Source organism: Xanthomonas sp. LMC-A-07 (assembly GCF_030208825.1).
GTDB lineage: Bacteria > Pseudomonadota > Gammaproteobacteria > Xanthomonadales > Xanthomonadaceae > Xanthomonas > Xanthomonas campestris.
Genome location: NZ_JARVTF010000011.1, coordinates 264,265 through 281,040 on the forward strand (window position 1 = coordinate 264,265; position 16,776 = coordinate 281,040).

Here is a 16,776-nt window from a genome sequence, read left to right on the forward strand (position 1 = left end):
GTGCTCGGAATCGGCATGTACCCCCGTACACTCCGGTTCCTCCGCGCCGTCCGCACCCACCTGACGGCTGCTCGCTACGTTTTGTTAGCCGCTCTAAGTGGTTATACGGAGCAGTGCGTCCCGCTGGGGCGCACTGCACAGGCACGCTGCAGCGCGTGGTGTTTTGAAGGTACTGCACGACGCACTGTGCAACGCGCCGACGGTAATCAGCGATCTACCTTGGCCTGTTTTGCCGCAGTGAATGCCCAGTGCAAGGCACTGCCCGCCAGCATCGCAGGCACAAACCACAACGCCTCCACTGAACCCACGCCCAGGCCGGCCAGCGCCGGGCCGGGGCAATAGCCTGCAATCCCCCAGCCGATGCCGAACAGGGCAGCGCCGCCCAGCAGTGGCCGATCGATTCCGCGCAATCCAGAGAGTTGAAACGCCTGCGCGAAAGCCGGCCGCTGGCGACGCATGACCACTGCAAACAGTACTGCGCTGGTGATCATCGCACCACCGAGCACATACAGCAGGCCCGGATCGAAATCACCGGCCACATCCAGAAAGCCGCTGACCTTGCGTGCGTCGGTCATGCCCGACATCGCAAGGCCCACACCAAACAGCGCGCCCGACGCCAGGCTCGCAAGCAGGAACCGTTTCATGCTGCGCTCCAGAGATGGCGCATGACGTAGGTGGTGACCATCGCGCTGGCCATGAACATCCCCACCGCGGCCAGCGAGCGACGCGAGCCACGCGCAAGCCCGCACACGCCATGCCCACTGGTGCAGCCATGGCCCATGCGCGTGCCAAAGCCCACAAGCACACCGGCCACCACCAACGCGCTGCGCGAATAGTCGCTGCGCGGCTGCGGCGCAGACGGCACCCATGTCATGTACAGACTGGCAGCCACGATCAACCCAATAAGAAACAGCAGCCGCCAGGCCACATCGCCCGCAACGGGAAACAGCACACCGTTGACGATGCCGCTGATGCCGGCGGTGCGCCCGTTGAGCCACAGCAGCAAGGTGGCTGCCAGGCCGATCAGGACGCCACCGGTCAAGGAGATCGTCCAAGGCGCCATCACGCGGCGCCCCACTGGTTCAACGGCAGGCGCAGAGAGCGGTTGCCGGTGTGATCTGGCGGGGGCAATGCGCCTGCGCGCAAGTTGACCTGCAACGCCGGCAGCAGAAGCCTGGGCACCGCAAGCTGGGCGTCCCGCGCGGCGCGCAATGCCACGAAGGCCTGCTCGCTGATCCCTCCTCCGACGTGCACATTGGCCTGCGCCTGCGCCTGGATCGATGTCTGCGCCATCGGCTCGCGGTCGGCAGCAGGATAGTCGTGGCAGAGAAACAACCGCGTGGCCGGCGGTAGATGGAAGAGCGTGTGGATAGAATGGTAGAGCGTTTGCGCGTCACCACCAGGGAAGTCCGTCCGTGCGGTACCGGTTTCGGGCGCAAATACAGTGTCGCCGACGAAGGCGGCGTTTCCAATCAGATAGGTCAGGCTGTCGGCGGTGTGCCCTGGCGTGGCGATGGCCCGCACGTGCATGCCACCGATAGCGAAGGTGTCCCCGTCGTCCAACAACAGATCGAACTGCCGGCCATCCGCACTGAAGTCCGCTTCCAAGCCGAAGAATCGTTTGAAGTGTTGCTGCACGCCGACGACGCCCACTCCGATCGCCACACGGGCTCCCGTCATGCGCCTCAGATAGTCCGCAGCGGTGAGGTGATCGGCATGCACATGCGTTTCAAGTACCCACGCGAGCTGCAGCTGCTGGGCTCGCACGAACGCCAGCACGCGGTCTGCCGAAGTGGTGGACGTCCATGCGCTGGCGGGATCGTAATCGAGCACGGGGTCGACGACCGCAGCGGTGCCGCCCGCTTGGTCGTAGACCACGTAGGTGAAGGTGGACGTTGCCACATCGTGGAATTGCATGACCTGCGGATCCATCGCGTCACCTCTTGCGCATTAATTTAGGTTGTTCTAAATTAGATTTGTCTAATCTAAATGTCAATGCCCGAAAAGGCCCTCCCCATGTCCGCGCCCTTGCATCCGCCAGCAACGCGTCAATTGCCGTCTCCAGAACAGATGGCCGTGCTTGCCGCGCAGGCCAGCAGCCTGCTCAAGGCTCTGGCGCACCCGGCGCGCCTGTTGGTGCTGTGCCAGTTGGTGGAAGGCGAGCGGTCGGTCGGCGAATTGCAACCGCTGACTGGTTTGAGCATGTCGGCGCTGTCGCAGCATCTTGCGGTGTTGCGTGAGATGGAACTGGTCACCACACGGCGCGAAGCGCAGACCATCCATTACGCCTTGGTCCCGGGTCCGGCGGTGGGCGTGCTGGACGCGCTGTACGCGGCGTACTGCGCACCGACCGGGCCAACCCCGTGATACCGCTGCAGTACGCACTTGGTGCGCTATCAGGCACCGCGGTGGGATTTACGCTGGGCCTGGTCGGCGGCGGCGGCTCCATCCTGGCAGTGCCGTTGATGGTCTATCTGGTGGGTGTGCAAGACCCTCATGTCGCCATTGGCACCAGTGCGCTCGCGGTTGCGGTGAACGCTGTGATCGGGCTCTCCAGCCACGCACGGCAGCACACGGTGAAATGGCGGTGCGCGACGACATTCGCCGCGGCCGGTGCCGGCGGCGCCTGGGTCGGCGCCATGTTCGGTAAGGCGATCGGTGGGCAGCAATTGCTCGCACTCTTCGCGGTGGTGATGCTGGTGGTTGCCGCACGCATGGTGGTTTCACGCGGCCAACTTGGGAACGCCAGCGTGGTACTCAATCGCGGCAATGCTCCGAAGCTGGTCGCATCCGGCACCGTTACCGGCCTCCTGTCCGGCTTCTTCGGCATCGGCGGCGGCTTTCTGGTGGTCCCGGGCCTGATGGCATCCACCGGCATGCCGGTCCTGTTTGCGGTGGGGTCGTCGCTGGTGGCGGTGGGCAGTTTTGGTTTGACCACCGCGCTCAGCTATGCCGCTTCCGGTCTTGTCGCATGGACGCTCGCGCTGGCGTTCATCGCCGGAGGCACGCTCGGCAGCGTACTCGGTGCACGCGCGGCCATCCGTCTGGCAGACCGCAAGGGAGCGCTGACGCTGGTGTTGGCTGGCCTGATTACCGTGGTTGCGGTGTACATGCTCAGTCAGTCGGCGCCCGTGCGTGCCTGGTTCCACTTCCTGTAGACGCGCACATCATCGTGTTACCTCGACGACCAACCACCCGCTTCTTTCGCTTGAAAGGCTCCGCATGCACACCGCCACCCTCTTCGCGCCCGGCCTGTATTCCAGCGGCCAACCATCCGTCGACGATCTAGCAGCGCTTGCAGCCATTGGCGTGCGCAGCATCATCAACCTGCGTGGCGCTGACGAAGACAGCGGCTACGACGAGGCACACGAAGCTGCACGACTGGGCATGCGCTACATGACGCTACCGATCGTGGGGCCCGACGCGGTCACCGCCGAGAACGCCGCACGGTTGGCGCATGCAATCCAGCAAGCACGCACACACGGTGATGTACTGGTGCATTGCGCCAGCGGCAATCGTGTCGGCGCCCTGATCGCGCTCGAACGGGGGCTGCATGGCGACTCGCCTGCACAGGCGATTGCGCTTGGACGCGCAGCCGGACTGACAACGCTGGAACCATGCGTGGTGCAGCTGCTCAATCCGTAATGCGGCGGCGACCGCCACGCATCGGTGACACGCAATGATTGAACCCAGCGCCTGATCGCGGCGCATCTGTACTGCACGATCATGAAAGCGTGCAGCGGCAATCGCCTGCAGCACAGCGGCGCAACCGAGCAAGCTGCGTTTCGCAAAACCGCGCTGCGCGTTGGCCGCACTCTATCCAGACGCAGACATGGGCAATGAGTGCTGCTCGCTGCGGAACCTTGTGTCAGACATCCATGTCAGCCATCACTAGCGTGCTCGACAGGCAGGCTTTTCGCAGGCACAGCAATCACGCATGTCTTGAAACGGCATGCGCCTTCGATGGCAACCAAAACACCATTCCGTTGCAGCGCTCGCTTGGAAGCAACCTCAGCCGATACGCAGCACGGATCGGGTCATCGCAAACCTGAGCGGTTAACGCCCACGCAGTGATGCGCATCGCAAATCAGTCGCTTGGCTGAATTCGGCCTAAATATTTCTGTCACGCGCCGATACCTGCATAGACCGACACGACTTGGGCCTACTTGGTAGCGCGTGAAGCCGATGTCGAGGTGAGAACTTCTCCGCGTCATGCCACGCACGTGTCATCGCTTCACGAGGCCGCAATGGACATCTTTTCGTTGGATCTACCCGCCCCGCTCACGCTTGCCCTCGAAGGCGAGATGACCATCCGTCGCGCTGCCGAGCTCAAGCCATTGCTGCAGCCGGCGCTGGCGCATCCGGGCGGCGTGCGTCTGGACCTGGCTGCGGTCAGCGAGATCGACACCACCGGCCTGCAGCTGCTGCTCGCCACCAAGCAGGCGGTGCAGGCTGACGGACGTCCATTTGTGTTGACCGACTCGAGCCGCGCCGTGGTCGATGTGGTCGAACTGCTGGGCCTGCTGGAAGCGCTGTACCCGCACGCCGCCACCGGTCTGGGCGAACGCATTCATTAACACGGACAGGTGACGCGCATGGACATGAACCAGCTGATGCAGACCTTCCTGGCCGAGAGCCGGGATCTGCTCGAAGACATGGAACGTCACCTGTTGCAGGCCGAGCGTGGCGAGTCCTCGCCCGATGCGGTGAACGCGATCTTCCGTGCGGCGCACACCATCAAGGGCTCCGGTGGTCTGTTCGATCTGCCGCAGCTGGTGGGCTTCACCCATGTGGTGGAAAGCGTGCTGGATCTGGTGCGCGAAGAATCGGTGGCGCTGCAGTCGGAACTGATCGCCTTGCTGCTGGTGTGCTGCGACCACATCCATGCACTGGTGGAAACCGCCGCCGACCCCAGCCATGCCGATCCCGCTGCATTGGCTGCCGAAGCGGAGCCCCTGCTGGCGCAGTTGCAGACCTATCTGCAAGGCAGCGTTTGCGGCGCAACTGTCAGCGACGCGCAGCGCAGCACGCCGGAAAAACAAAGCGGCTACTGGCGCGTCAACCTGGCCTTGTTTGCCGATGCGCTGCGTTTTGGCAACTCGCCATTGAAGTTGATCCGCAACCTGCGCGGGCTCGGTTCCGTCGAGTCGATCAGCACCGACTACAGCAAATTGCCGGTGTTCGAGCAGCTCGACCCGGAAGCCAACTACCTTGGATTCCAGATCCTGCTGCGCAGCGATGCCGACCGCGCGGCGATTGAAGACGTGTTTGAATTCGTGCGCGAAGACTGCGACCTGGAGATCGTCGCGGTGCCAGCGCCACTGGACACCACGCTCAGCGCCGCGACCGCAGCAGCCACTGCGGAACCGGTGCACACACCGGCGCCGGCCATTGCCGTGGTGCCGACACCGCGCGCCGCTGCAACGACTGCCGAGACTGCGCCGCGTTCCAATGAAGCGCGCTCCATCCGCGTGGACGCCGACAAGCTCGATCGCATGATCGACCTGGTGGGCGAGTTGATCATCGCGGTGGCCAGCACCGGCACCAATGCACAGCGCACCGGCGATGCGCAGCTGCTCGAATCCACCTCGATCCTGGCGGGCCTGGTGGAAGAGGTACGCGAAAGTGCACTGCAACTGCGCATGGTCAAGATCGGCGGCACGTTCAGCCGCTTCCAGCGCGTGGTGCACGATGTGGCGCGCGAGCTGGGCAAGGACATCGCGCTGGTGGTTGCCGGCGAAGACACCGAGCTGGACAAGTCGGTGGTGGAAAAGATCGGCGACCCGCTCACCCACCTGGTGCGCAATGCGATGGACCACGGCATCGAGCCGGCGGACGTGCGCGTGGCCAACGGCAAGCCGGCCCGTGGCACCGTGGGCCTGAATGCCTTCCACGATTCCGGCAGCATCGTCATCCAGATCACCGATGACGGTGGCGGGCTGAATCGCGACAAGATCCTGGCCAAGGCGCTGGAACGCGGCCTGGTCGAACCCGGCCGCCAGCTCAGTGATCGCGACGTGTTCGCAATGATCTTCGAGCCCGGCTTTTCCACTGCCGAGAAAGTCACCAACCTGTCCGGCCGCGGTGTGGGCATGGATGTGGTCAAGCGCAACATCACCGCGCTGCGCGGCTGCGTGGATATCGACAGCACCGCCGGCGTGGGCACCACCATTTCGGTGCGGCTGCCGCTGACGCTGGCCATCATCAACGGCTTCCAGGTGGGTATTGGCAAGTCGGTGTTCGTGGTGCCGCTGGATGTGGTGGAAGAGTGCGTGGAATTCACGCCCGACTACACCAGCGACTACATCGACCTGCGCGGCAGCGTGCTGCCGTACGTGCGCCTGCGGGACTTGTTCGCGCTGGGCGGCAAGCGGCCGGCCCGCGAAAGCATCGTGGTCATCCGCCAGGGCGCGCAGCGCTTCGGGTTGGTCGTGGACACCTTGTTGGGCGAATGGCAGACCGTGATCAAGCCATTGTCCAAGGTGTTTGCACAGGTCAAGGGCATCAGTGGTTCGAGCATTCTCGGCAGCGGCGAGGTCGCGCTGATTCTCGATGTGCCCAGTCTGATCCAGCAATTGCATCCGGGCCAGGACGCGCTGGCCGCCTGACCGTTCAAACCGTCGCTCGTCTTCCCACGCCGCCGTTCTACGTCGTTCCCTGACTCCAGGAAGCTGCCACCATGTCGCACCGTCTCCCGATCGCCACCCAACTGTGGTTCACCGCCGCTTTCGCCATTGCCCTGCCGGTTGTGGTGGTGGTTGCCGGCTTCGCACTCACGCTGTCGCATGCTGCACTGCTGGCAGCGAGCGTGCTGGCCGCACTCGCCAGCGGTGCGCTGCTGGCCTGGTCGATCCGCACCGCTACCGGCTCGCTGGAGATGGCCACCACCACGCTGGATGCCTTCGCCCGCGGCAACTTCGATGTCGCCCTGCCGCAGGTGCGCGACGAGCAGGCCTGCGAAGTGCTGCGCGGCCTGCGCAAGGTGCAGAGCGGCATCCGCCACGTCAACGACGAAATCAACCGTGTCTCGCACGAACACGACGCCGGCGAGATCGATGCGCGCATCGATGTGGCACGGTTCGATGGTGACTTCCGCGCCATGGGCGACGGCATCAACCGCATGGTCGCCAGCCATATCGCGGTGAAAAAGCAGGCCATGGCCTGCGTGGCCGAATTCGCCCGCGGCAATTTTTCCGCCGAGCTGGAACGCCTGCCCGGCAAGAAGGCCTTCATCAACGAGGTGGTGGACCAGATCCGCGGCAACCTCACCGGCCTGGTCGCCGAAGTCAACCGCATGGCGGTAGAACACGATGCCGGCGATATCGACGTCGTGATCGACACGCAGCGCTTCACCGGCGATTTCCGTCGCATGGCCGAAGGCATCAATGCGATGGTGGCAGGACATATCGCGGTCAAGAAGCAGGCCATCGCCTGCGTGGCCGAGTTCGGCCGCGGCAACTTCACCGCACAACTGCCGCAGCTGCCGGGCAAGAAGCGCTTCATCAACGAGACCATCGATCAGGTGCGCGGCAACCTCACCGGCTTGATCCGCGAGATCAACCACATGTCGGCCGAACACGAAGCCGGCGATATCGATGTGGTGATCGATACCGCGCGCTTCGACGGTGACTTCCGCAGCATGGCCACCGGCATCAACGAGATGGTCGGTGCGCATATCGCGGTGAAGAAGCTGGCGATGGGCGTGGTGGCAGAGTTCGGCCGCGGCAACTTCGACGCGCCGCTGGCGCAACTGCCCGGCAAGAAGGCCTTCATCAACGACACCGTGGAGCGCGCGCGCGGCAACCTGCGCAGCATCTCCGAGGTGATCCAGGTGATGGGCGCGATGGCCGAGGGCGACCTCACCCACACCGTGGAAGGCCGCTATGAAGGCGCATTCGCCGACATGCAGCGCTACGTCAACACCACCATGAGCCGCCTCACCGAGATCGTCGATGAGGTCAACCGCAACGCCGAGAACCTGGCCAGCGCGTCGGAACAAGTCAGTGCCACCGCACAGGCACTGGCCCAGGCCGCCAGCGAACAGGCGGCCGGCGTGGAGGAAACCAGCGCCTCGCTGGAGCAGATGACTGCTTCCATTGCACAGAACACCGAAAACGCCCGCGTCACCGACAGCATGGCCGCCAAGGCTGCCAGCGAGGCGGCCGACGGTGGCGACACCGTGCGCGCCACGGTGGTGGCAATGAAGGATATCGCCAAGAAGATCGGCATCATCGACGACATCGCCTACCAGACCAATCTGCTGGCACTCAATGCCGCGATCGAAGCCGCACGCGCCGGCGAGCACGGCAAGGGCTTTGCGGTGGTGGCGGCCGAAGTGCGCAAGCTGGCCGAGCGCAGCCAGATCGCCGCGCAGGAAATCGGCGAAGTGGCCGGGTCCAGCGTGGAACTGGCCGAGAGCGCCGGCCGCGTGCTGGGCGAGATGGTGCCTTCGATCCGCCGCACCTCCGATCTGGTGCAGGAGATTGCCGCAGCGTCCGAAGAACAGACCGCCGGCGTCAGCCAGATCAACACCGCGGTGGGCCAGTTGAACCAGACCACCCAATCCGCCGCGGCCAATGCCGAAGAACTGGCCGCCACCTCGGAAGAAATGAGCGCGCAGGCCGAGCAATTGCAGCAGCTGATGGGCTTCTTCCGGCTGGGTAACGGCGGGCGTGGCAATGTGCCGGCGGCCAAGCCGGTGCAGCGTCGGGTTGCGCCTGCCGCCAGCCTGCCGCTGCGCCGCGCCAACGTGCGTCCGATCAGCGCGGCGGTCGCCGCCGATGTGATCGACGAATCCCAGTTCGCCAGCTTCTGAGGAATCGACGATGCAACAGCGCAGCGTAGAGACCGGTGGCGCGCCCGCCATGCCCGCACCCCAGCAATACCTCACCTTCCTGCTGGGCGGTGAGATGTTTGGCCTGGGCATCCTGGGCATCAAGGAAATCATTGAATACCGCATTCCAACCGAAGTGCCGATGATGCCGCCGGCGCTGCGCGGTGTGATCAACCTGCGTGGTGCGGTGGTGCCGGTGATGGACGTGCAGCTGCGCTTCGGCCGCAGTGCGAGCGCCATCACCAAACGCAGCTGCATCGTGATCGTGGAGATCGCACGCGCCGGTGAGCAGCAGGTGTTGGGCTTGCTGGTGGACGCGGTCAGCGAGGTGGTGGAGATCGCGCCCGCCGACATTGCCGATGCGCCCAGCTTCGGTGCCGGCATCCATCGCGATTTCATCCACGGCATGGCCAAGCGCGACGAGCGCTTCGTGATCCTGCTGGATGCCGACGCCGTGCTGGCCAACGACGCGCCGGCGCAGCTGCCCGACGCCGCGCTGGCGGCCTGACTCTTTCCGTGCACGCCAGGACTCTCATGCACTCTCCACTTCTTTCCTGCAACTGCGCACTGGCCGGCCCGGTCCTGGTGGTCGACGACAGCGTGGTCCAGCGCGAACACGCCATGGCGCTGTGCCGCCAATTGGGCGCCAGCGTGGTGGAAGGTGCCGGCGACGGCCATGCCGCGCTCGACTGGCTGAGCCGCGCCAGCGCACCATCGCTGCTGTTGATCGACCTGGAAATGCCGGGCATGGACGGCGTGCAGCTGCTCGACGCGCTGGCACGCGGCCAGCACAGCGTGCCGGTAGTGGTGGTCTCGCAACGCGGCGGCGCGCTGATCGATGCGGTGATGCAACTCAGCCGCAGCGCCGGTGTGCGCGTGCTCGCCGGCCTGGAAAAACCACTGCGCCTGCAGGACCTGGCCACCACGCTGGACTGCATTCCCGAACCGCTCGCCGAGACCACCACCGCGCTGTCCACGCCGATCTCGCCGCTGCTCTCCAGTGGCGGCGCGGCGGCCTCGCGGCTGGATCGCGCCATGCGGCGCGGCGAAATCCGCGTGGCGTATCAGCCCAAGCTGGACCTGCGCGACGGCCGCCTGCGCGGCGTGGAAGCCCTTGCGCGCTGGCGTCGCCCGCAAGGCGACATGATCGGCCCGGACCGCTTCATTCCCTTGGCCGAGCGCGAAGGTTTGATCCACGCACTCACCCAGCAGGTGATCGACAAGGCGGTTGCGCAATTGGTGGACTGGCGCGCCGAAGGCCTGCAACTCACGCTGGCCTTGAACCTGTCGCCCAATCTGCTGGGCGAGCAGGATTTTCTCGAACACCTGTGCGCCAAGCTGGCCGACAACGGCCTGGCGCCGGCCGACCTGGTGCTGGAACTCACCGAAAGCGCGATCGTGGAACCGGCCAATGCGCTGAGCATGCTGGCGCGGCTGCGCCTGCATGGGTTCGGCCTGTCCATCGACGATTACGGCACCGGCTTTTCCTCGTTGCAGCGGCTGGCCAGCATCCCGTTTACCGAGCTCAAACTCGACCGCAGCTTCGTGCATGCCGCGCACCGCAGCCGTAGCCAGCGCACCGTGCTGGAATCCACGCTGGAGCTGGCCCACCGGCTGGAACTCACTGCCGTGGCCGAGGGCGTGGAAACCCCGGACGACTGGCGCCTGCTCCGCGAACTCGGCTGCGATCTGGCCCAGGGCTACCTGATGGCCTCCCCGATGCCCGGCCCGATGTTGTCGGAGTGGTGGCGCGAACACGCCAGCCGCATCGCCCGTCTCTGCAGCAGCGAGCTTCCCACTGATGCCGACCTTGTCTGAGCCCATGAGCACGTCGACCGCGATCACCGAACAGGAATTCGGGCGCTTTCAGCGCTTCATTTTCGAAGCCGCCGGCATCAGCATTTCTTCCGGTAAGAAGGCCATGTTGTGCGGCCGGCTGGGCAAGCGCCTGCGCGAGCATCAGTTCGACAACTACACCCAATATCTGCAGTTGCTGGAAAGCCGGCAGGACCGCGACGAGATCCAGACCGCGATCGACCTACTGACCACCAACGAAACCTATTTCTTCCGCGAGCCCAAGCACTTCGACTTGCTGCGCCGCCTGGCTGGCAACCACCGTGGCGGGCTGCCGCTGCGCTGCTGGAGCGCGGCCAGTTCCACCGGCGAAGAGGCCTACAGCATGGCGATGGTGCTCGACGACGCACTGCAAGGCCGTGCGTTCGAGGTGGTCGGCACCGACATCAGCAGCCGCGTGGTGGCCAAGGCCCGCACCGGCCACTACGCCCTGCAGCGCATCGACGGCATTCCGCAGGCGTATCTCAAGCGCTACTGCCTGCGCGGCCAAGGTGAGTACGCCGGCACCTTGCTGGTGGAGCGTCGCCTGCGTGACCGGGTCAAGTTCGTGCATGCAAACCTCAACGCCGCGCTGCCGATGCTGGGCAGCTTCGATGTGATCTTCCTGCGCAACGTGATGATTTATTTCAATGGCCAGACCAAGCGCGAAGTGATCCTGCGCGTGCTGGCCAATCTCAAACCGGGCGGGCACTTCTGCATCGGCCATTCGGAAAGCCTGAGCGAGCTCGACATCGATCTCATCCAGGTGGCACCGTCGATCTTCCGTAAAGCCTGAGCCAGGGATCCACCGTGTCCACAGCGTTCAACCGCCCCATCCCGCAGTCCCAGACCATCAAGGCGATGGTGGTCGACGATTCGGCGGTGGTACGCCAGGTGCTGGTGGGCGTGCTCAACGAGGCGCCCGGCATCGAGGTCATCGCCACCGCCGCCGACCCGTTGCTAGCCATCGAAAAAATGCGCCAGCAGTGGCCGGACGTGATCGTGCTGGATGTGGAAATGCCGCGCATGGATGGCATCACCTTCCTGCGCAAGATCATGAGCGAGCGCCCCACCCCGGTGGTGATCTGCTCCACGCTCACCGAAAAAGGCGCGCGCGTCACCATGGATGCGCTGGCCGCCGGCGCAGTTGCCGTGGTCACCAAACCGCGGCTGGGACTCAAGCAGTTCCTCACCGACTCGGCCGACGAGCTGGTGGCCACCGTGCGCAGCGCCGCGCGCGCCAACGTCAAACGCCTGGCCGCACGCGTCACTGCCGCGCCGCTGGAAGCCGAGGTCAAGCACACCGCCGATGTGATCCTGCCTGCGCAAACCGGCCGTGCGTTGGCGCAGACCACCGAGCGGATCGTGGCCATCGGCACCTCCACCGGCGGCACCCAGGCGCTGGAAGAAGTGCTAACCGCCTTGCCGCGCGTGTGCCCGGGTATCGTGATCGTGCAGCACATGCCGGAGAAGTTCACCGCCGCGTTTGCCGCACGCCTCAACGGCCTGTGCCAGATCGCAGTGAAAGAAGCCGCCAACAACGACCGCGTGATGCCGGGGCGTGCGTTGATCGCCCCCGGCGGCAAGCATCTGCTGCTGCGCCGCAGTGGCGCGCAATATTTTGTCGAAGTACTCGAAGGCCCGCCGGTGAACCGGCATCGCCCCTCGGTCGATGTGCTGTTCCGATCGGCTGCGCGCGCGGCCGGCAGCAATGCGCTGGGCATCATCATGACCGGCATGGGCGACGACGGTGCCGCCGGGCTGCTGGAAATGCGCCAGGCCGGCGCACGCACGATCGCGCAGGACGAGCACACCAGCATCGTGTTCGGCATGCCCAAGGAAGCGATCAAACGCGGCGGTGCCGACCGCATCCTGCCGCTTGGCGCGATGGCGCGGGAGATCGTGACACAGCTGCAGTAGCGGTGCATCGGCCTGAGACAGGCAGCGGTGAAAGCTGGCGGTTGCGCCAAGTGCTTCGCGCAACGTCGTGGTCGGCTCTCGATCGCGACATCACTGTGCCGGCTTTACGGCACATCGCGTCACGCCTGCGCTCAACCAGCGAGGGACGCGATCAGTGCCGGCGGTCGCCCGTCAACGTACGCACTTAATTGCGATCGCTACGCACCAGCCAATACGACGTCGTAAATGCCCAGCAGGCACGCGGCAAAGTGCACGCAGCCCAGCCCCCCACAGCCAACCCGGCTACTTCTCGCCGCAGTTACAACTGCGAATCCAGCGGCAACCAGCCCAACACCTTGGCCGCGCCGCGACGCCACACACTGGCGGCCGGTTCGCGCGTCCACACCGCTGGCGGCTGCGCGGCATCGTCGTGCCAGCGCAATCCGCCCTGCTCCAGCGTCACCCGGTAGCTCACCGGCGCGCTCACCTTGTGGTTGTACAGCCGCTCCAGCTCCGCGGTCACGGTGCGGTCTCCGAATAGCAGGCCCATCTCGGTGTTGAGATTCATCGAGCGCGGGTCCAGGTTGAACGAGCCGATGAAACCGGCGCTATCGTCCACCACAAAGGCCTTGGTGTGCAGGCTCGCGCCACTGGAACCGAACAGGCTGCCATCCGGGCGCCCCATCGGCTTGAGCTCGTGCAGGCGCACGCCTTGCTGCAGCAGCGGAATGCGGTAGTCCGCATAGCCGCTGTGCACGGCCACCACATCGTTGGCGGCCAGTGAATTGGTCAATACGCTGACGCGTACATCGCGCTTGCGCAGGCCGCCGATCCAGCGCATGCCGTCGTCGCCGGGCACGAAATAAGGCGAAATCAATTTCAGTTCGCGGCGTGCGTTGGCCATCTCGCCGATCAGGATCGGCGTCATCCAGTCCGGCTGCGGTGGCGCACCTTCGGCCTTCTCCGGCGGGTCGGCCACGATGCGCGCCTGCTGCACCCAATGCACCGGGCGATTGCCCTGCATCAAGGCATGCACGCTTGGCGATTGGCGCAGGCGCTCCACATACGGGTGCGCGCCCACCGACGCCATCCCCGCGTCCAGGCTGCCGCGCAGTTGCTCCAGCGCCTGCGGCTTGGCGGTGACCAGCGCCGCCAGCGGCAATGCATTGGGGCTGTTCCAGTAGGCATCGAACACCTGTTCGGACTCACGCACCGTCGGGCCGATCAAGGCCGCGTCCATGTCCATGAAGTTGGTGTCGCGCGCGGCGTCGAAATATTCGTCGCCCACATTGCGCCCCCCCACCACCGCGATGCGGCCATCGGCAATCCACGCCTTGTTGTGCATGCGTCGGTTGATGCTGAACATGCGCAGCACCATTTCCACGCCGCGCATCAGCGTGCCCTCGCGTGCACGGGTAGGGTTGAACAGGCGGATCTCGATCAGCGGATGGCTGTCCAACGCGGCCAGCACCGAGTCGCTGCCATGGATGTTCATGTCGTCCAGCAGCAAGCGCACGCGCACGCCACGGTCGGCCGCATGCAGCAATTCGTTGTGCAACAGGTTGCCGGTGAAGTCGGCATGCCAGATGTAGTACTGCAGATCCAGGCTGCGGCCGGCTGCACGCGCGGTCAACGCGCGCACCGCAAACGCATCGATGTTGTCGGACAGGATCACCATGCCGGTCTTGCCGGCGTGCGCCTGCTGCAATGGAGCGACCACCTGGTCGATCGGCGTTGCCTGCGCCGCCACCGGCAAGGCATGGCTGGCAGGGCCGCGCTCGCGATCGGCAAAGCGGCCGTAGCCATACAGCGACAGCACGCTGCCCAGCGCCAGCACCAGCACGCCGATGCCCACCCACTTGAAGATCTTGCGTTTGGTCACTGCCGGTTCCGCGTTGAAGTGCGCGGCAGTCTAGAGGCTCTGCGAGCAGGCTGGTGTGCAGACGCAGCGCATCGCAGCGGGCTCATCCTTGCGCGCATGCCGCGCGCAACGCGTGCAGGCGACTGTCGCCGCCTGCACGCTGGTCCATCACGCTTACCAGATCGCCACGCGGTCCTTGTCGCCGCGCACCATCGCATCGCCCTGCTTGCACTGGAACGCCTGTGCGAACGCCGGCATGTTGGACGGCGCGCCGTTGGCGCGGAAGTTGGCCGGCGCGTGCGGGTCGGTGTTGAGGCGCACGCGCAGCTCGCCGTCGGTGAAGTTGCGGCGCCACACCGTGGCCCAGTTCATGAAGAAGCGCTGGTCCTGGCTATGGCCGTCGATCTCCTTGTTGGCGGCCGGCTGTTCCTGCAACGCCATCTGCAGCGCGTCGTAGGCCACGGTGAGGCCGCCCAGGTCGCCGATGTTTTCGCCCAGGGTCAGCTTGCCTTTGACGTGCACGCCGGGGATCGCCTCGTAGCCATCGAACTGCGCCACCAACTGATCGGTGCGCTGGGTGAACAGCTTGCGGTCGGCGTCGGTCCACCACGTGTCGAAGTTGCCCTTGGCATCGAACTGGCTGCCGGAATCGTCGTAGCCATGCATCATCTCGTGCCCGATCACCGCACCGATACCACCGTAATTGAGCGCCGGATCGGCCTTGGGATCGAAGAACGGCGGCTGCAGAATCGCCGCCGGGAACACGATCTCGTTGCGGGTGGCGTTGTAGTACGCGTTGACTGTCTGCGGCGTCATATGCCACTCGCGCTTGTCCACCGGCTTGCCGATCTTGTCGAGCATGTAGCGGTAATTGAACGCCTGCGCGGCCTGCATGTTGGCCAGGAACCCGTCGCCGCGCGTTTCCAGCCCGCTCCAATCACGCCACTGGTCCGGGTAGCCGATCTTGGGCGTGAAGCTGGCCCACTTTTCCAGTGCACGCTGCTTGGTCTCCGCGCTCATCCAGTCCAGCTTCTCCAGCCGCGCCTTCAGCGCGTTGGAGAGGTTCTGCACCAGCTGCTGCATCTGCGCTTTTGACTCGGCCGGGAATGCCGATTGCACGTAGAGCTGGCCCAGCGCCTCGCCCATGGCCTCGTTGACTGCGTTCAAGGTGCGCTTCCAGCGCGGCAGCATGTCCTGCTGCCCGCGCAGGGTCTTGGCATAGAAATCGAAGTTGGCCTGCTCGAACGGCTTGGCCAGGTACGGCGCTGCCTCATCGATGCTGTGGAAGCGCAGATATGCCTTCCAGGTATCCACCGGGGTGTTGACGAGCATCTCGTCCAGCGCGCGGAAATACTCCGGCTGGCTCAGCGAGAAGGTGCCGGCCGGCACCTTCAGTGCACTGAAGAATGCCTGCCAATCGAAGTGCGGCGTGATCGCATTGGCGCCCGCCACATCGACCGGGTTGTAGCGCTTGGCCGGGTCACGCAGCTCGATGCGCGAGAGCGAGGCGTTGGCCAGCTGCGTCTCGAACGCCATCACCGCCTTGGCCTGTTCGGCTGCCTGCGCTGCCGGAATGCCGGACAGCTCCAGCACGCGGGCGATATAGGCCACGTACTGTTCGCGGATCTTGGCCTGGGCCGGATCGGTGTAATAGCCCTTCTCCGGCAGGCCCAGACCGCCCTGCCCGGCATACGCAATCATCTGCTCGGAGTTCTTGTAGTCGGCATTGGCGCCGAACGAGAACAGGAAGCCCTGGCCCTTGGCATAGCTGTCGCGCAACCAGGCGGCAATCGCTGGCGCATCGCTAAGCGCATCGATCGCCTTTAGCTGCGGCTGCAGCGGGGTGATGCCGGCCTTGTCGATGGCCGCCTCGTCCGAGCCGGTCCGCCACAGGTCGGCGATCTTGGCATCCACCGAACCTGCGGACAGATTACCGCGCGCCAGTTGTTCCACCAGCGCGTGCTGGATGGTCAACGAGCGCTCGGCCAGGACTTCGAAACTGCCCCAGCTGGTGCGGTCGGACGGCACCGGGTTGGCCTTGAGCCACTTGGCGTTGACGAAGCCGTTGAGGTCCTGGCATGCGGCAATGGCCGGATCCAGATCGCCGCTGCCGAAAGCCACGATCGGCGCATCCAGCTTGGACACATCCACGCGCGTCGGCGCTGCAGGTGCGGCGGCTGCCGGCTTGCTGGTGTCGTCGGAGGCGCCGCACGCGGACAGCGTCACGGCGATGGCCACCGCCAGGGACAGCGGGGCAAACTTGCTGAGGATCATTGAATTCTCCAGGACAGGGGCCGCAGCGTGCGCGCGGCCGAAAAGAGTAGGTAATCGGCGCACTGCACTGATCTCC

The 16,776-nt window shown here is 65.2% G+C and carries 15 protein-coding genes and 1 other RNA gene; 11 read left to right on the forward strand and 5 right to left on the reverse strand.

Going from position 1 to position 16,776, the window contains the following annotated elements; translation table 11 throughout:
• Positions 1–15: 15 nt before the first annotated feature.
• Positions 16–90: non-coding RNA, sX9 sRNA (locus QRM89_RS12575), on the forward strand.
• A 116-nt stretch (positions 91–206) separates the two neighbouring features.
• Here the strand turns inward: QRM89_RS12575 and QRM89_RS12580 are convergent.
• From QRM89_RS12580 to QRM89_RS12590, 3 genes are read right to left on the reverse strand one after another with little or no spacing between them, the layout of a single operon-like run.
• Complete coding sequence (locus QRM89_RS12580; RefSeq protein WP_285448150.1) at positions 207–644, reverse strand: DUF6691 family protein; 438 nt, start codon at positions 642–644, stop codon at positions 207–209.
• The gene (locus tag QRM89_RS12585) at positions 641–1,132 is read right to left on the reverse strand and encodes a YeeE/YedE family protein (RefSeq protein ID WP_343237682.1); all 492 of its coding nucleotides are present in this window, start codon (positions 1,130–1,132) and stop codon (positions 641–643) included. The genes QRM89_RS12580 and QRM89_RS12585 overlap by 4 nt, the downstream gene beginning before the upstream one ends.
• Positions 1,063–1,932 carry an MBL fold metallo-hydrolase gene (locus tag QRM89_RS12590; protein WP_285448152.1) on the reverse strand — a complete coding sequence of 290 codons (870 nt, stop codon included), beginning with the start codon at positions 1,930–1,932 and terminating at the stop codon, positions 1,063–1,065. The genes QRM89_RS12585 and QRM89_RS12590 overlap by 70 nt, the downstream gene beginning before the upstream one ends.
• Positions 1,933–2,070: 138 nt before the next feature.
• Between QRM89_RS12590 and QRM89_RS12595 the strand changes: the two genes are divergently transcribed.
• The 10 genes from QRM89_RS12595 to QRM89_RS12640 all read left to right on the forward strand — a co-directional run bounded on the left by QRM89_RS12595 (position 2,071) and on the right by QRM89_RS12640 (position 12,586).
• Complete coding sequence (locus tag QRM89_RS12595) at positions 2,071–2,367, forward strand: metalloregulator ArsR/SmtB family transcription factor (protein ID WP_115540671.1); 297 nt, start codon at positions 2,071–2,073, stop codon at positions 2,365–2,367.
• Complete coding sequence (locus tag QRM89_RS12600) at positions 2,364–3,158, forward strand: sulfite exporter TauE/SafE family protein (protein ID WP_285448153.1); 795 nt, start codon at positions 2,364–2,366, stop codon at positions 3,156–3,158. Before QRM89_RS12595 ends, QRM89_RS12600 begins: the two co-directional genes overlap by 4 nt.
• Before the next feature lie 64 nt (positions 3,159–3,222).
• Positions 3,223–3,645, forward strand: coding sequence for a protein tyrosine phosphatase family protein (locus QRM89_RS12605; RefSeq protein WP_285448154.1), 423 nt, complete (start codon positions 3,223–3,225; stop codon positions 3,643–3,645).
• Between the two features lie 602 nt (positions 3,646–4,247).
• Positions 4,248–4,577 carry an STAS domain-containing protein gene (locus QRM89_RS12610; protein ID WP_103700070.1) on the forward strand — a complete coding sequence of 110 codons (330 nt, stop codon included), beginning with the start codon at positions 4,248–4,250 and terminating at the stop codon, positions 4,575–4,577.
• Positions 4,578–4,595: 18 nt separating this feature from the next.
• Positions 4,596–6,608: a chemotaxis protein CheA gene (locus tag QRM89_RS12615; RefSeq protein ID WP_285448155.1), complete on the forward strand. Its 2,013-nt coding sequence runs from the start codon at positions 4,596–4,598 to the stop codon at positions 6,606–6,608.
• Between the two features lie 71 nt (positions 6,609–6,679).
• On the forward strand, positions 6,680–8,815 hold the full coding sequence (locus QRM89_RS12620; protein WP_285448156.1) for a methyl-accepting chemotaxis protein: 2,136 nt from the start codon (positions 6,680–6,682) through the stop codon (positions 8,813–8,815).
• Positions 8,816–8,825: 10 nt separating this feature from the next.
• On the forward strand, positions 8,826–9,341 hold the full coding sequence (locus QRM89_RS12625; RefSeq protein WP_011037832.1) for a chemotaxis protein CheW: 516 nt from the start codon (positions 8,826–8,828) through the stop codon (positions 9,339–9,341).
• Positions 9,342–9,367: 26 nt separating this feature from the next.
• The gene (locus tag QRM89_RS12630; RefSeq protein ID WP_115556429.1) at positions 9,368–10,651 is read left to right on the forward strand and encodes an EAL domain-containing response regulator; all 1,284 of its coding nucleotides are present in this window, start codon (positions 9,368–9,370) and stop codon (positions 10,649–10,651) included.
• Between the two features lie 4 nt (positions 10,652–10,655).
• A complete protein-coding gene (locus tag QRM89_RS12635; RefSeq protein WP_181920854.1) occupies positions 10,656–11,462 on the forward strand; it encodes a protein-glutamate O-methyltransferase CheR in 807 nt (268 codons plus the stop codon).
• Positions 11,459–12,586, forward strand: a complete 1,128-nt coding sequence (locus tag QRM89_RS12640; protein ID WP_012437834.1) for a chemotaxis response regulator protein-glutamate methylesterase — start codon at positions 11,459–11,461, stop codon at positions 12,584–12,586. Before QRM89_RS12635 ends, QRM89_RS12640 begins: the two co-directional genes overlap by 4 nt.
• A 298-nt stretch (positions 12,587–12,884) precedes the next feature.
• On the opposite strand, the gene QRM89_RS12645 is transcribed toward QRM89_RS12640, so the two are convergent.
• Together QRM89_RS12645 and QRM89_RS12650 are read right to left on the reverse strand one after the other, a co-directional pair.
• Positions 12,885–14,447 (reverse strand): phospholipase D family protein, encoded by a 1,563-nt coding sequence (locus QRM89_RS12645; RefSeq protein ID WP_285448157.1) that lies wholly within the window; start codon positions 14,445–14,447, stop codon positions 12,885–12,887.
• Between the two features lie 153 nt (positions 14,448–14,600).
• On the reverse strand, positions 14,601–16,700 hold the full coding sequence (locus QRM89_RS12650) for a M13-type metalloendopeptidase (protein WP_285448158.1): 2,100 nt from the start codon (positions 16,698–16,700) through the stop codon (positions 14,601–14,603).
• Positions 16,701–16,776 lie beyond the last annotated feature (76 nt).

Bases quoted from the DNA above. Each gene is read 5' to 3' on its own strand.
- QRM89_RS12580 (WP_285448150.1), bottom strand. From the start codon at position 644: ATGAAACGGTTCCTGCTTGCGAGCCTGGCGTCGGGCGCGCTGTTTGGT.
- QRM89_RS12590 (WP_285448152.1), bottom strand. From the start codon at position 1,932: ATGGATCCGCAGGTCATGCAATTCCACGATGTGGCAACGTCCACCTTC.
- QRM89_RS12595 (WP_115540671.1), top strand. From the start codon at position 2,071: ATGGCCGTGCTTGCCGCGCAGGCCAGCAGCCTGCTCAAGGCTCTGGCG.
- QRM89_RS12605 (WP_285448154.1), top strand. From the start codon at position 3,223: ATGCACACCGCCACCCTCTTCGCGCCCGGCCTGTATTCCAGCGGCCAA.
- QRM89_RS12610 (WP_103700070.1), top strand. From the start codon at position 4,248: ATGGACATCTTTTCGTTGGATCTACCCGCCCCGCTCACGCTTGCCCTC.
- QRM89_RS12615 (WP_285448155.1), top strand. From the start codon at position 4,596: ATGGACATGAACCAGCTGATGCAGACCTTCCTGGCCGAGAGCCGGGAT.
- QRM89_RS12620 (WP_285448156.1), top strand. From the start codon at position 6,680: ATGTCGCACCGTCTCCCGATCGCCACCCAACTGTGGTTCACCGCCGCT.
- QRM89_RS12625 (WP_011037832.1), top strand. From the start codon at position 8,826: ATGCAACAGCGCAGCGTAGAGACCGGTGGCGCGCCCGCCATGCCCGCA.
- QRM89_RS12630 (WP_115556429.1), top strand. From the start codon at position 9,368: ATGCACTCTCCACTTCTTTCCTGCAACTGCGCACTGGCCGGCCCGGTC.
- QRM89_RS12635 (WP_181920854.1), top strand. From the start codon at position 10,656: ATGAGCACGTCGACCGCGATCACCGAACAGGAATTCGGGCGCTTTCAG.
- QRM89_RS12650 (WP_285448158.1), bottom strand. From the start codon at position 16,700: ATGATCCTCAGCAAGTTTGCCCCGCTGTCCCTGGCGGTGGCCATCGCC.